Source organism: Enterococcus sp. DIV1316a, assembly GCF_050536915.1.
Taxonomy (GTDB): Bacteria; Bacillota; Bacilli; order Lactobacillales; family Enterococcaceae; genus Enterococcus; species Enterococcus faecalis.
Genome location: NZ_CP172913.1, coordinates 895,253 through 910,308, shown reverse-complemented (window position 1 = coordinate 910,308; position 15,056 = coordinate 895,253). Strand labels below are relative to the sequence as shown.

9 protein-coding genes and 1 other annotated feature are annotated in these 15,056 nt (G+C 38.0%); of the genes, 4 read left to right on the top strand and 5 right to left on the bottom strand.

Annotated elements, in window-relative coordinates:
* The first annotated feature begins 196 nt into the window (after positions 1 to 196).
* The 4 genes from IGL56_RS04460 to IGL56_RS04445 are packed head-to-tail and all read left to right on the top strand — an operon-like array spanning position 197 to position 3,226.
* Positions 197 to 928 carry an amino acid ABC transporter ATP-binding protein gene (locus IGL56_RS04460; protein WP_010815953.1) on the top strand — a complete coding sequence of 244 codons (732 nt, stop codon included), beginning with the start codon at positions 197 to 199 and terminating at the stop codon, positions 926 to 928.
* A 34-nt stretch (positions 929 to 962) separates the two neighbouring features.
* Positions 963 to 1,790: a transporter substrate-binding domain-containing protein gene (locus IGL56_RS04455; RefSeq protein ID WP_002360586.1), complete on the top strand. Its 828-nt coding sequence runs from the start codon at positions 963 to 965 to the stop codon at positions 1,788 to 1,790.
* A 45-nt stretch (positions 1,791 to 1,835) separates the two neighbouring features.
* Positions 1,836 to 2,549, top strand: a complete 714-nt coding sequence (locus IGL56_RS04450; RefSeq protein ID WP_002363695.1) for an amino acid ABC transporter permease — start codon at positions 1,836 to 1,838, stop codon at positions 2,547 to 2,549.
* Between the two features lie 11 nt (positions 2,550 to 2,560).
* Positions 2,561 to 3,226, top strand: coding sequence for an amino acid ABC transporter permease (locus tag IGL56_RS04445; RefSeq protein ID WP_002382114.1), 666 nt, complete (start codon positions 2,561 to 2,563; stop codon positions 3,224 to 3,226).
* Positions 3,227 to 3,423: 197 nt separating this feature from the next.
* Here the strand turns inward: IGL56_RS04445 and pheT are convergent, their stop codons facing one another.
* From pheT to IGL56_RS04420, 5 genes are all read right to left on the bottom strand, one after another.
* The gene (gene pheT, locus IGL56_RS04440) at positions 3,424 to 5,847 is read right to left on the bottom strand and encodes a phenylalanine--tRNA ligase subunit beta (RefSeq protein WP_002358033.1); all 2,424 of its coding nucleotides are present in this window, start codon (positions 5,845 to 5,847) and stop codon (positions 3,424 to 3,426) included.
* A 7-nt stretch (positions 5,848 to 5,854) separates the two neighbouring features.
* A complete protein-coding gene (pheS, locus tag IGL56_RS04435) occupies positions 5,855 to 6,901 on the bottom strand; it encodes a phenylalanine--tRNA ligase subunit alpha (protein WP_002358034.1) in 1,047 nt (348 codons plus the stop codon).
* Between the two features lie 56 nt (positions 6,902 to 6,957).
* Positions 6,958 to 7,176: a binding site (T-box leader), on the bottom strand.
* A gap of 43 nt (positions 7,177 to 7,219) precedes the next feature.
* Positions 7,220 to 7,564, bottom strand: a complete 345-nt coding sequence (locus IGL56_RS04430; protein ID WP_002358035.1) for a winged helix-turn-helix transcriptional regulator — start codon at positions 7,562 to 7,564, stop codon at positions 7,220 to 7,222.
* A 69-nt stretch (positions 7,565 to 7,633) separates the two neighbouring features.
* Complete coding sequence (gene addA, locus IGL56_RS04425) at positions 7,634 to 11,428, bottom strand: helicase-exonuclease AddAB subunit AddA (protein WP_002358037.1); 3,795 nt, start codon at positions 11,426 to 11,428, stop codon at positions 7,634 to 7,636.
* Positions 11,421 to 15,011, bottom strand: coding sequence for a PD-(D/E)XK nuclease family protein (locus tag IGL56_RS04420; RefSeq protein ID WP_002386005.1), 3,591 nt, complete (start codon positions 15,009 to 15,011; stop codon positions 11,421 to 11,423). Before IGL56_RS04420 ends, addA begins: the two co-directional genes overlap by 8 nt.
* Between the last annotated feature and the right edge of the window lie 45 nt (positions 15,012 to 15,056).

Genomic DNA, 15,056 nt, shown 5'->3' with positions numbered 1-15,056 from the left:
TTTGCTCTCATTTATTTCTTTTTTTGAAGGAAATCTTTTTCGATTAAAAAACTAGTAATTCATTTTTTTGTATGTTATAATTCCTAACATTGAGAATACAATTAGAAATACATTTGGTTAATTTAATTTAAATAACACGTTTCTCACCGAATCCTCTGTTATCTTTTCTACCAAATGATTGCAAAGGAGACTGCCTATGATTTCTTTAGAACATGTAAATAAGTATTTTGGGGAGCATCACGTTTTAAAAGATATTACTTTGAATGTAGAGCAAGGAGAAAAAATTGTCATTATCGGACCCTCCGGCTCTGGCAAAAGTACATTAATTCGGTGTATGAACCAATTGGAAAAAGTCAATGATGGTTCCGTCGTAATTGATAACATTGACATCACCAAACCGAAAGCACCGATTCAAAAGGTTCGCCAGAAAGTTGCCATGGTCTTTCAAAATTTTAACTTATATGCTCACAAAACGATTATTGATAATTTAACGTTAGCACCGATTAAAGTGATGGGCGTTTCCAAAGACGAAGCGATTCGTACTGGCATAGAGTATTTAGAACGAGTCGGTTTGGCTGATAAAGCTTCTGCTTATCCTTCGCAGCTTTCTGGCGGGCAGCAACAACGGGTCGCTATTGCTCGTGCCTTAAATATGCATCCTGAGATTATCCTTTTTGATGAACCGACTTCGGCACTTGATCCAGAAATGATTCAAGAAGTTTTAGATGTAATGGTCGATCTTTCCAAACAAAATATTACCATGGTTTGTGTCACACATGAGATGGGCTTTGCTCGTCAAGTGGCTGACCGTGTAATCTTCATGGACCAAGGACAGATTATTGAACAAGGAACGCCTGAACATTTCTTTACAAGCACTGAAAACCCTCGTGCAAAAGAATTTCTAAGTAAAATTATTCATAACGGGTAATGAATAAAAAACAAAAAATTGGAGGAATGAAGGAATGAAAAAACAAAATAAATGGCTGGCTGGACTCTCCTTACTTGTATTAGCAGGCATCATTGTGGGCTGTGGTAGCGGCAACAATGACTCAACTTCCAAAAGTGCTTCATCAAACAAAACGGTCACAGTAGAACAATTAAAAAAAGCGGGGAAAATTAAAGTAGGTGTCAAAGAAGACATTCCTAATTTTGGCTATATGAATCCTGATACAAACAAAAATGAAGGAATGGAACCAGATATTGCACGCTTGATTGCGAAAGAAATTACCGGCAGCGAAGAGAATGTGGAATTTGTGGGCGTGACAGCGAAAACGCGCGGTCCCCTTTTAGACAATGGTGAACTAGATATGGTAATTGCTACATTTACAATTACTGATGAACGTAAAAAGACTTATAATTTTACAACTCCTTATTATACAGATGAGATTGGTTTCCTTGTGCGCAAAGAGGATAACTTCTCAAGTATGAAAGATTTAGACGGAAAAACAATCGGCGTTGCACAATCTGCTACGACAAAAGAAAACTTAGAGAAAAAAGCGCAAGAGGAAGGAATCAAATTTACTTATCAAGAATTAGGTTCCTATCCAGAATTAAAAACAGCGTTAACTTCTAAACGAATTGATGCATTTTCAGTGGATAAATCAATCCTATCTGGCTATGTGGATGGCAAGACAGAAATTTTAAAAGATGGTTTTTCGCCACAAGAATATGGAATTACCACAAAGAAAGCAAATACTGAATTAAATGATTATCTAAATGGTTTAATTGAAAAATGGGAAAAAGACGGCACACTAGAAAAAATTTATCAAGACTGGGGCTTAAAAAATTAATCATTCCTAAGACTTGAAGAATCAAAAATTTTAGGAGGGATTTTTATGTTTTTGTTAGCCAATATTTCCTGGCTTGAAGAAGGGCCATTTGCCTTATATCGTTGGGAAGCTTTATTTCAAGATTGGCGAATTTTTGGTCAGGCATTTCTCTATACTATTCTGCTTTCTTTAGGAGCGATCTTAGTTGCCTTTGCTTTAGGCATTTTCTTTGGCAGTTTATCAGCGACCAAAAGTAAACTTTTACACGCAATTAGTCGTGTCTATGTAGAATTTTTTCAAAACACACCTTTGTTGATTCAATTTATCGTAGTCTATTATGGCTTTCCTCTGCTAAGCCCGCTGCTTTCATTTTCTATTACTACGATTGCCATTCTGTGTGTAGGCCTCTATCATGGCGCCTACATTTCTGAAGTGGTTCGCTCAGGAATCGGAGCTGTCCCAAGAGGGCAATTTGAAGCGGCTTACTCCCAAGGATTAACGTATGGTCAAACGATGCGGTATGTGATTTTACCACAAGCATGGCGGATTATGTTACCGCCTTTAACCAATCAAGTAGTGAACCTAATTAAAAATACGTCAACAGTTGCCATTATTTCTGGCGCTGACGTAATGTTTGCTGCCAATAGTTGGTCGTCTGTCAACTTGAACTATATTCCCGCCTTTGCGCTTGCTGGTTTCTTATATTTCATTCTTTGCTTCCCATTAGCGAATTTGGCTAGAAAAATGGAAGAAAAAAATAAGAAAGCATATAGCAGATAGGAGGAAAACAGATGCCTTTTTCAGAAGAAATGCGTCAATTACTGACAGCAAATAATTTTCAATTTCTATTTAACGGCTTAAAATTGACGCTCTATATTTCCTTCGTCTCAATTATTTTGAGTACGATTTTTGGCACCATTCTAGCCGTTTTGCGAAATCAAACCCATGGACCACTGAAGTTACTTGCCAGTATTTATGTAGAAGTGGTGCGTAATATTCCAAACTTATTGTGGATTTATGTTATTTTTTTGATTTTCAAAATCAAATCCACACCTGCTGGAATTGTGAGTTTTACTGTGTTTACCACCGCTGCTTTAGCGGAAATTATTCGTGGTGGTTTAAATGGGGTCGACAAAGGCCAAATTGAAGCGGCACGTTCTCAAGGTTTTTCAAATTGGCAAATTCTTTATCATATTGTTTTGCCTCAAGCCATTCGCAATGTCTTACCAGCAATTGTTTCTCAGTTTGTTACTGTCATCAAGGATACAAGTTTCTTGTATTCCGTGATTGCTTTACAAGAACTCTTTGGCAAATCTTATATCTTAATGGGGCGCTACGCACAAACAGGACAAGTATTCACTATTTACGGAATCGTCGCCCTAATTTATTTCATTATTAACTTTAGTATCTCACAATTTTCACGTTGGCTTTCACGAAATTGGGCGAAAAGTTATTAATGTAGTTAAAAACAGGAGGCTGAGACAAAAGTGTTTAGCTCCAAGAAATAAGAAGGAATTTCCGAAAATTGTTCTTTAATTTTTGGAGAATTTCGGCTTATTTCCGAAGGAGCTGCTTTTGTTCAGCTGATTATCTTAAGATTTAGAAAGTGGGGCATAAGTCATTTCGACTTATGCCCCACTTTCCTGTTTTTATTTTATCTTACTTCTACTTGATGTTTTTCAATTAGCGCTTTTTCAACTTTTTCCATTGAACGGTTAATTTCTTCATCCACTAATGTCGCTTCTGCATTAACGAAAGTTAAACTATACGCCATTGATTTTTTGCCAGCGCCTAGTTTTTCACCTTGATATACATCAAATAAATGAATCTCTTTCAAATATTTACCTGCGTTATCTGAAATAGTTTTAACTAGTTCTTGATTGGTAACTGTTTCATCGACTAATAAAGCAATATCTCGAGAAACTGCTGGGAATTTAGAAACTGCTTCATAAGTAACCCCGCCTGCTTCTGTGGCTACTAATTGTTGCAAGTTTAATTCAGCAACATATGTTTCAGGAATATCGTACGCTTTTGCTGTCGTTGGGTGAACTTGTCCGACAAAACCAACCACTTCATCTTCTAAATAAATCCATGCTGTCCGGCCTGGATGCATTTCTGGAATCGCCGTTGTCGCTTGATAACTGATTTTTTCTGTTAATCCTAAAACAGCTACAATACTTTCCACTAAGCCTTTTACTGTATAAAAATCAACGGCTGTTGCTTTTGTTTGCCAATCTTTAACCATTGTATTACCAGTTAAAGCAAGTGCTAAGTGATTTTCTTCTGTAGGTAAATTTTTTGTTGGATCTTCTGTTTGGTAGAAAACGCGTCCTACTTCGTAGAAGGCGATATTATTATTTTTACGCGCCACATTGTATGCGACATCATCTAATAAACCAGAAATTAAGTTCATACGTAACACAGAACGCTCTTCACTCATTGGCCATTGCAAACGTGTTGTTTGACTTTCTTTCATCATAAATTGACGGGATTTTTCTTCTGTTGTCAACGCATAGCTGATGGCTTCACTCGTACCATGACCTTCCAGTAAGCTCTTTAATTGGCGCGTAACATGTTGTGCTTTGGTTAGACTTCCAGCAACTGTTTCTCCACTTGGCAATGTTGAAGGTAAATGATCATATCCATAAATGCGCGCCACTTCTTCAATAATATCTGCTTCAATCGCAATATCCCAACGTCTTGGTGGAATCGTAATTTCATATGCGCCTTGATTTACTTCATAAGCAAAACCGAGTGCTTCAAAAATTTCATTCACCGTTGCTTCATCTAATGCAGTACCTAAATATTGGTTGATTCGTTCTAAAGTCACAGCTACCTGCGCTTCTTTAACGGCCACTTCAGAACCAACTGCAGTGCCTGAAACCACTGTTCCGTCGGCTAACTCTGCAATCATCGCGGCTGCCACATCACAAGCTAACCCAACTGTCGCTTGGTTGATGCCTTTTTCAAATCTACTTGAAGATTCACTCCGTAAATTGAATTGTTTAGACGTTTTGCGAATAGACAATGGATTGAACAATGCCGCTTCTAAAGCCACAGTTGTTGTTTCTTGACTGATTTCAGAATTAGCCCCACCCATTACTCCGGCTAAGCCGACAGGCGTTTTTCCATTCGTAATGACGATATTTTCTTCTGTTAATTGACGTGTTTCACCATCTAATGTAATTAGTTCTTCTGCTGCTGTTGCTCGACGAACCAAGATTTCTTTGCTATCTAATTTTTGATAATCAAATGCATGCAATGGTTGACCAAATAATAATAAAATATAATTTGTCACGTCCACCACATTGTTAATCGGACGGATTCCTTCATTCATCAATCGATTTTGCAACCACTGAGGACTTTCTGCAATCGTCACATCTTTAATGACACGAATTTGATACGCTGGTGCATCTTGTGAATCTTCAACAGTCACTGTTACGTAATTTTCCACGTTATCTGAAGCATCTTCTTTGAGTTCGGGATCATTAAACTGAGGCGTTTGACGATAAATTGCGCCAACTTCATAGGCTACCCCTCTCATACTTAGTGCATCTGCACGGTTTGGTGTAATTGATAATTCAATAATCGCATCATCCATGTCTAAATAAGGGAAAACAGGTGTCCCATTCACTGCTTCTTGAGGTAAATAATAAATCCCTTCAGCATAGGCTTTTGGTACGACATTATCTGAATACCCTAGCTCTTCTAACGAACAAATCATTCCGTTAGAGACTTCGCCACGCATTTTGCCTTTTTTAATTTTTTGATTTCCTGCAATTCTTGAACCAGGTAATGCTACGATGACTTTAATTCCGGCTTTTACATTTGGTGCTCCACAAACAATTTGTGACAATTCTTCTTCACCGATGTCTACTTGGCAAATTGATAAGTGGTCAGAGTTTGGATGAGGAACACATTCTTTTACTTCACCGACAACAATTTTCTTTAAGCCTTCTTCAGGTACAGCAACGCCCTCAACTTCGATACCTGTCACAGACATTTTGTCCGCTAATTCTTGCGGAGTAACGTTTGAAAGATTAACATATTCATTTAACCATTTATAAGAAACTAACATTTTTCAACTACTCCTTTACCTTGAATTGATTTAAGAAACGTAAATCATTTTGATAAAAATTACGGATATCATTTACACCGTAACGTAACATAGCAACGCGATCTGGTCCTAAGCCAAAGGCAAAGCCTGAGTACTCTGTTGGATCAATCCCTGACATTTGTAACACATCTGGATGAACCATCCCCGCACCTAAAATTTCAATCCAACCTGTATGTTTGCAGACGTTACAACCTGCGCCGCCACATTTAAAACAGCTAACATCTACTTCGACTGAAGGTTCTGTAAAAGGGAAATAGCTAGGACGTAAACGAATTTTACGATCTTCACCAAACATTTTTTTCATCATGACTTCTAACGTCCCTTTTAAATCACCCATTGTGACATTTTTATCGACAACAAGGCCTTCAATCTGATGGAATTGGTGACTATGTGTCGCATCATCTGTATCACGACGGAATACTTTCCCAGGAGAAATCATTCGTAATGCACCTTTTGAAAAATCGTGTTTTTCCATTGTTCGAGCTTGAACTGGTGAAGTATGCGTACGAATTAACATCTCATCTGAAATATAAAACGTATCTTGCATGTCGCGTGCCGGATGATCTTTTGGTAGATTCATGCGTTCGAAATTATAATGATCGGATTCTACTTCGTATCCTTCCACTACTTGATAACCCATGCCTAAGAAAATATCTTCAATCTCTTCCATAACTTGTGTCAAAATATGACGTGTGCCTTGAGGCATTTGTTTTCCAGGTAAAGTTACATCTAAACTTTCTTCTTTTAGTGCCGCATTTAACGCTTCGTTTTCTAAAACAACTTTGCGCGCTTCAATTGCTTCTGTTAATAAATCACGAATTTCATTTGCAAAGCCCCCCACCACTGGTCGTTCTTCTGGTGAAAGGTTTTTCATGCCTCTTAATACTTCGGTGATTGGCCCTTTTTTTCCTAATGTTTCTACGCGAATTTGGTTTAATTCTTTTAAAGTAGCAACTTGTGCGATTTCTTTGAGCGTATTGTCTCTAAGAGCTTCTAATTGCGCTTGTAATGTCATTATGCGTTCCCCTCTATCTTTTATTTAAACTAAAAAAAACGATAACCCATTCCTTTCAAAGGAACGAGCTATCGTGTTACCATCCTAATTCATAACAAATTGTTGTCATGCACTCATTTCATTTAACGGCAATTACCGGTTTGCTTTCTTCTTGAAAACAAACAAACTCAGGAAGTGAATTTCGCTTGGTGACTGTGTAAATCAGCTTCCAGTCTCTGGCTGACTCTCCCTAAAACACGTCAATTCAAACTACTTGTTTCCATCACTGTTTTTTTAGTTATTTAATTACGTTTAGTTTACAAGAAGTTTTGCTTGCGGTCAACTGCATTCTTCGTCTTTTACCCATTTTTCTGCCCAATGTTGAATTTGTTCCATTGCTAATTGCAAGTCTTCGCCTTTTTCGGTTAGGAAATATTCTAAGCGATTTCCTTCACCGCAACGAACAGCTTTGGTGATAATTCCTTCAGCTTCTAGTTCCTTCAATCGCTCTACTAAGACACGATCACTTAACATTGGAATTTTTTCTTTTAATTCGCCAAAACGTTGAGGACCTCGTTCTAATAAAACATCAATAATTAAACCATTCCATTTTTTACCAAGTATTGAAAATGATTTTTCAAATTTGGGACAAAGTACAAACGATTCTGTTTTTACTTTTTCCATCTTCCTCACCTCTTCAATGAGTATAGCACATTCCTTACAAAATGTAAGTGTTTCTGCTTCTAATTTTTTCTACTTTATAAAATCTACAACATTTCCTGTCTGCATGTCAATAATTACTCCTCCATTTAATAAAATTAAATAGACGTGCGACACCTCTTTATGCGTTGCCTCTTGTAGTGCTCTACGATAAAGATTCATCTGTCCGCGATACCGTTCGACAATTTCAGAAATCGCTTGGGGAGAGGTGCTTTTTACATGATCGGTTTTATAGTCATACAAAATGCATTGATTGTCTAATTCGATATAGCCATCAATAATCCCATGAATTAATAAATCATCTTGTGTCGTTTCTGGATAATTTTGAATGAGCTCTTCTGCTTCAATCAGCATAGAAAAAGGTTGTTCCCTTCTAACGGTTTGATGGTGTTGAATCAATTGTTTTCCTAAGGCGGTGTCAAAGAAGGCCACGATTTGTTCCAGATTCATTTTTTCAGCAATTGCTGGTAAAATCAATTTATTTTCCACTAAGCGTTCTTGAACAGCTCGCACTTCCTCGTAAGAAGGTTGCTTACTTAAATCAATTAGTTGTAATAAATAATGGGTTGCTGTCCCAATTTCAGCTGCTGAGGGCGCTTGAACCGTATCTAAAAATTTAGGCTTACTTAAATCTCCTTCAATCATTCGATTGACAATCAACGGTTGCGCTTGAATAGTATTGTCTTCCCGAACCTCAATTTTACCAATTTCTTTGTTATCGGGGTCATCAAATACTCGCTTGATTTCAGAAACAGACTGATAACTGGTGGTCCGAGTAGCCACTTCAAACGGATAATTGAAACTTAACCGTGCAAGGCCACGATTGATTTTGTCAGCAGATAATTGCGCTTTTTCGGCTAAATCCTCTGCTTGTCTTTCTGGCAATTGTAATTGCTGAATGGCTGCTCGTAGTTGTTCTTCGTTGAACCACTGAATATGAAAGTTAGCTGGGTGCTTTTTGACTTGCGGAACGTTACTTACTACTACTTCTTGCTGATATTCATCGGCTTTTTGATGGCGTACCAATGTCATCCCAACCCAATTCATTAAACTACTTTTACTTTGCAAGCGATTTTCAGCTGGTAGCACCAGTGTTTCTACATCGCCAACTTTCAGCCACTCTTTCCACATCGCCGCTTGGTCTTTATAGGAGCCCACCAGAAAAAGTTTCTGTTCTGCACGTGTCAACGCCACATATAACTTCCGCATTTCTTCGGATAGTAATTTTCTTAATCGTACTTGTTTAATCGCCAAAAATGGTAAAGTATCGTACATAACTCGTTCTTCAGGTTGTAAATAACGAATGCCTACCCCTAAATTTTCTTCAAAGATATAGCGTTCATTCAAATCACTGACATTAAATTCTTTGGTCATATCTAAAACGAATACCACCGGAAATTCTAACCCTTTACTAGCGTGAATCGTCATGACGCGTACGGCATTCTCTTCACTTAAAACGACTGGTTCTGCTAAATCTTTGTCTTTTTCTTGCATTTTTTCGATGAAGCGAACAAATTGAAATAATCCGCGGAAGGTTGTTTTTTCATACGCCGCGGCCCGATCAACCAACGCATATAAATTGGCTTGGCGTTGTTTACCAACAGGCAACCCGCCAACATAATCAAGGTAGGCCGTTTCCCGATAAATCGTCCACAGCAAGGTGCTAATCTGGTTGCGTCGAGCCTGTTCCCGCCATTTTTCTAATGATTCAGCAAAACGTATAGTTTTTTCCTGAACAACTGCTTCCTCCATGGTTGGTTCCATCTTTTGATTAAACGTTAAAAATGCTTCGTAGTAACTGGTTTCCTTATTAGCCAAACGAATAAGCACTAATTCGTTTTCTTTTAATCCAACAATTGGTGAACGTAACACAGCTGCCAAAGGAATGTCTTGATAGGGATTATCAATCAATTGAAGCAAGGCAATCATTGTACGAATTTCCGTTGCTTGGAAATAATTTTGAGCATCATTGACTTGAACTGGAATTTCTAATGATTTAAAAACATCTAAAATAGTTAAATTATTTTTCTTTGTAGGCGTTAATAAGACAATATCTTGATAAGTAATCGGTCGATCCGTTTTCAGCTTTTTATCATAAATTAAGAAATTTTGGTCAATTAATTCACGAATTTTCAAAGCAGTAACGTAAAGTTCCCCTTCTGTCTTATCTTCAATCAACAACTCAGGGGATTGTAATTCTGGAAATTCAACTGATTCTGTTGCTTTTTTTTCATAAATTAGCAATTCAGTTGAATAATCAGCCGCCTCCGAAAATTGATCAAAACCATGAACCAAAGCAGCTGACTCATCGTAAGCAATTTGGCCCACTCGCTCATCCATTAATTGACTAAATACTAAATTCGTAAAGTCTAAAACGTCTTTGCGGGAACGAAAATTTTCAGCTAGAATGATTCGTTTACCCTCTTTGCCTTGCCCATACTGATTGTATTTTTCAATAAACAATGTAGGATCTGCCAAGCGGAAAGAATAAATAGACTGTTTCACATCTCCTACCATAAAAAGGTTTCCTTCTGTGCTAAGCGGACGGCGCAACCAATACAAAATAGATTCTTGTAATTGATTGATATCTTGGTATTCATCGACTAACACTTCATCAAATTTTTCGCGATAGTAAACCGAGGCTTCTGATGCATGCCAGCCATCTGCCTGATTTTTCGCTAAAATAGCTAACGTATAATGTTCTAAATCGTTAAAATCCACTAAATTTTTAAGCCGTTTTTCTGCGCCATAGGCCTCCATAAATTGTTTCCCCACGTGAGCCATTTCTTGAACAATGGGCGTGGCCTCTTTCAAGACTTGTTTCATGGCATCTGGAGAAAGTGTAAACAGTTGCTTTTTCAAATCATTTAACGCTTTTTTATTTTGTTCTCGTAACTGTTTGGCTTGTTCCGCGGTTGGTTTCAACTCTTCGGCACGAACCGTTGGGTAGCGGTCAAAGCTTAACAATTCAGTCAAATTATAGGCGCTTTCTAAATCATTTCTCTCTAAAAATTGTAAAAATTGTTTTGTTTGTTCCTTTTCATTTTGAGCTAAATACCAAATCTTTTGAAGTTTCTCTTCGCCCTCTGTTAAGGTCACCATTTCTTCGTAACGCTGAAGAGTTCGTTGTAACGTCTCAACGGCTAGCGGTTTTAAATACGTCTGAAATAACGTTGATTCGCCTAGCTGATCCCCTACTTCGTAGGCTTGTGTTAAGCCATTAATCCACGCCTCTGGATCAGGATTGGCTTTGGCAAATTCATAAAAAGAAAAAATTAAGTTAGTGAGTCCGTCATCACTACGGTCATTGGAAAAATTCGCTGTTAATTGGTAAAACGCTTCTTGATTTTCCGCATAAAATTGTTCACGTAATGCATCCCAAACATCTTCTTTTAATAACAATGTTTCTGTTTCATCTGTTAACATCCGAAAAACTGGATCTATGTCAATTAAATAATAAAAACGACGAATAACAGTTAAACAAAAGGCATGTAACGTGCTGATATTGGCTGTTGGCAAAAGAGCAATTTGACGAGAAAAATGCCGTCTTCTTTCTGGATCTTGTTCTTCATTCATTGCCTTTTGTAAAGCCACTTGGATACGTTCTTTCATCTCACGGGCGGCGGCTTCAGTGTACGTCACAATCAAGAGACGATCGATATCGACGCCGCTTTTGACTTTTTCAATGACACGGCGGACTAAAACGGTGGTTTTTCCTGAGCCAGCCGAAGCAGAAACTAAGATATTTTCATCGCCATCAAACACCGCTTGCCATTGACTGTCGGTGAATTGCTCATTGGCTGGACGTAGTGGAATTGTTTTACTCATCTTCGGTTGCTCCTTCCTCATCTTTGTTTAACAAGCGCGCCATAATTTCCTCTTTGGATAAATTCTCAATACGATGATAATTATTTTCTTTTAACATCACATCAAAATCACAGACACTTCGAAACGGACAATAACGACAAGCAATCCGTTCCTTGCCTTGATAAGCGGGATTAAGTTGAACTTCGCCGCCAATAATTTGATTCCCCGCTTCAATAAATTTATTTCGGTTATGGGAAAGCAACGCGCCTAGTTCTGGTTCTGTCACAAATTTATCTTCTTGGCGACGACCAGGTTTAATTTGTTCTTTGGCGGATTCTTCAATCGGAAACAGCAACGAACTTTGTTTAGCTTGCAGACTCGTATCTAAATGATCCAATAAATCTGGGTCTTTCATCAAAAGACCATCAAACTGATATTTTTTAAGCATTTGTTGTTCAATGTCGTCTTTGCCTTCATAAGATAATGTAGGATTGTGTACATGCAGATAAAGTGAGCCAGCAGGTTTAGCTTCTTGACCAACTAATTGCACAGCATCCATTAAAGCCACATCCAAGTACGTCAGCATTTGCATGGCTAAGCCGTAATACGCTTCTGTCATATTAAATTTACGGTGACTCGATTTATAATCAATCACACCTAAATAGGTTGATTCGGGTGTAACCAATTGATCAATCCGGTCGATTTTTCCCCGAACATGAATTTTCCCTTGATTTTTTAATGGTAATTCCAAACCAGAAATTCCTTTTTTAGCGGCAATTTGGCCAAATAACACTTCCGTTTGAACAGTCGTCATGCCACTTCGTTGGCTTTGGCGTTTCAGCGCCCAACTGACTTTTTTAATTGTTTGACTCAATTGATAGCGAATATAGTTCATGCGACTAGAGGTCGTTAATACAGAAAAACGTGCATCCCCTAAAATACTATTTAGTACTTCCTCCGCCAATAAATTGACTTCCTGATCGGTTAATTCAGATAAGTTCCGTTGATTCATAATCAATAATTTAAAGAACTGATCCAATGCTTCATGGAAAAATTCCCCTGTAGCTGCTGGCGAAAGCCCAAAGACATCTCTTTCTTTCAAACGTAAGCCATAGCGAGAAAAGTATTGATATTGACACCGATAAAAACTCTCCATCCGAGAAACGGATGTATAAATATCTTTACCATATAAAGGTTCTGCTAAGACCTCATCAATCTTTTCAGGAATATTTTGATGCGTTAAACTTTCGAAAACTTGCTTGGCTAGCGGCGCAATTGATTGGTTCATTAGCGCTTTTTCCATATTTAACCAGAAAGGCAACAATCCTTCTTGTGTTTCTTTCCGTTGTCTTTTCAAACGCGTTAATTCACCGATTAACGTCCGATACGTACTAATATGGGCTAAACTGGTCGTTTCATCATCGAAAATGGTTGTTTCATTTTTTTCAAAAACGGGCAAGTTTAAATCTTTTTGGATATTTTTAAAATAAGGAGACGGTTTGACTTCTTGAGCGGTGTCTTTAACACTTGGATAGGTTAAATATAACCGTTCTCGCGCTGAAGAAAAGACGAGATACGCAACATAAGGTTCTTGCGCAATTTTGCGTCCGGTTGTCCCACGTAAATATTGGTTTTCCGTTAAAGTATCATTGATTGTCTGACGTTCTTCATCAGACAATAGTGTTTTATTTTCAATCTTTTGTGGAAAAATTTCTTCCGTCATCCCAATAGCAAAAGTAACCTTGGCAGCGCCAGGTCGAGTTAAATCCATTGCGCGAACTTGTACTTGGTCAATCGCTGTCGGCACTTTACTATAGTGCAAACCTTCCAAGCCACTAACAAATATTTCTTGAAACGTTGTAAAATCAAACGAACTTTCTCCGTAAACAGTGACGTATTCATCTAGTAACGACATCAATGCATCCCAAGTCTGTTCATGGTTACGAGCTGTTTCTAGTTGACCTGCTTCGATAGCTTGTAAGCGCCACATTTTTAATTGTGTTGCCACACCACTTTGCAGTAAAAAGTGATAGAAGACGGTCGCTGCTTCCAAACCAGTTTTGGCACTTATCATTGCTTGAAAGTAACTAGGTAGCAGCCGTTGAAGCGATTGACGAATCGCATTTGACTCTTCTTCCATCGTAGCGACATCTTCTTGCTCTTCCGCTTCAAAATCATACCGAATAAATTCCCAATCTTTTTCTTGTGACCAATAATAACCTTCATAGCCGTATGCCAGGACTACATTTTCGGTAATATCAACTTTTCTGCGCCAAGCGTTCCGTTGGTTTAACCAATCAGTCAAGCTTTCTTCAGAAGTAGCGAGTTGATTCATTGGCATAAATAATTCCGTTCTCAAAAAACGGAGCACATCACGATAACGATAATTGTACGAATGAATAGCAAATAAAGATTCAATCCATTCGACTAAAGGATGCCGATCCATAGCCATATCTCGGTCGACATAAACAGGAATCTCGTGTTCCGCAAAAATCGGTTCTAATAAATTTTCATAACAATCTAAATCACGAGTCAACACCTGAATTTCTTTGTACCGATACCCTTCTTCCACCACTAAACGGCGAATTTCGGTTGCAACATGTGTTAATTCTTCTTTAACGTTTTCAGCACGCCACAGAAATAAGCCATCGCCCCTCCAGTCAGCTGCGCTTAATGGAGGCAGGTGTTCTTGCGATTGAATCCAATAATCGTTTAATCCTTGCAAATCTGGATTTGTAATTAATACCTCTTTCTTTTCCACATAATCTGAAAGAATCGGGATTTGCTTCTGTCTTGCTAGTTGATAAAGCTGATGATAGGTTTGTCCCGCTTCATAAAATAACGACCGCGGATCAGGTAAGTCATGCGGATATTGTTTGTCCAATAAAAGGGCTACTTTCACAGAACCTGCTTGCGCCATTAGCACTTCAATCAACTTTAATTCTCTGGCAGTAAACTGCTGATAGCCTGAAATAACGAATTGAACATTCGACAAATCAACCGTTTGTAAATACTCGCTTAAATGTTGAATAATCTCCGCTGATTCATAGCCATACTGACTCATTTGCAATTGGAATCGCGTAAAAATTAACGTTAAATCTTGAAACTTAAGTTGTAAATCTTGTCCTTTAGGGTTCTCCGTTTGTTTTTCTAAAAATGGATAAAGCTCCGCAATCTCAATATTGCCTTCGCGCATTTCTTGATAAAGCTGAAATAGTTGCTGAATAAAGCCAGGCTTGTTAATTTCACCTCTAAAAATTTGTAACTCTTCTTCTGCTTCTACTAAAATTTTGCGAAAAATCATCGCAGCACCTGCATCAGATAAAACATCTGCCGAGTAAAAAGGTGTATGTTGTAAATAGTACCAAGCCAAACGATAAAAACTAAAAACCTGCAGACGGGTACTGGTTATTGAATCAGACGTAGTTGTCTGTAATTGACGTAACTTTTGCAAGACTTGAATTTCTTGCTCAAACTTAATATGGTTCGGGACTAAATAGAATACTTCATGCTGTGCGTCTTCCTCTAGCCATTGTTTTGTCGCCTGTATAAGTGGCGCTTCTAAGTCTGCCACGGCGGTTCCTCTAATAAACTGCACACTCATGGTTTCACATCCTTTTCCTTTGCACTGCCTTTATTTTACCACAAA

Excerpts from the sequence above, each read along its gene's own strand:
- IGL56_RS04455 (WP_002360586.1), top strand. The coding sequence starts at position 963 with ATGAAAAAACAAAATAAATGGCTGGCTGGACTCTCCTTACTTGTATTA.
- IGL56_RS04430 (WP_002358035.1), bottom strand. The coding sequence starts at position 7,564 with ATGGAAAAAGTAAAAACAGAATCGTTTGTACTTTGTCCCAAATTTGAA.
- addA (WP_002358037.1), bottom strand. The coding sequence starts at position 11,428 with ATGAGTAAAACAATTCCACTACGTCCAGCCAATGAGCAATTCACCGAC.
- IGL56_RS04445 (WP_002382114.1), top strand. The coding sequence starts at position 2,561 with ATGCCTTTTTCAGAAGAAATGCGTCAATTACTGACAGCAAATAATTTT.
- pheS (WP_002358034.1), bottom strand. The coding sequence starts at position 6,901 with ATGACATTACAAGCGCAATTAGAAGCTCTTAGAGACAATACGCTCAAA.
- IGL56_RS04420 (WP_002386005.1), bottom strand. The coding sequence starts at position 15,011 with ATGAGTGTGCAGTTTATTAGAGGAACCGCCGTGGCAGACTTAGAAGCG.
- pheT (WP_002358033.1), bottom strand. The coding sequence starts at position 5,847 with ATGTTAGTTTCTTATAAATGGTTAAATGAATATGTTAATCTTTCAAAC.
- IGL56_RS04460 (WP_010815953.1), top strand. The coding sequence starts at position 197 with ATGATTTCTTTAGAACATGTAAATAAGTATTTTGGGGAGCATCACGTT.
- IGL56_RS04450 (WP_002363695.1), top strand. The coding sequence starts at position 1,836 with ATGTTTTTGTTAGCCAATATTTCCTGGCTTGAAGAAGGGCCATTTGCC.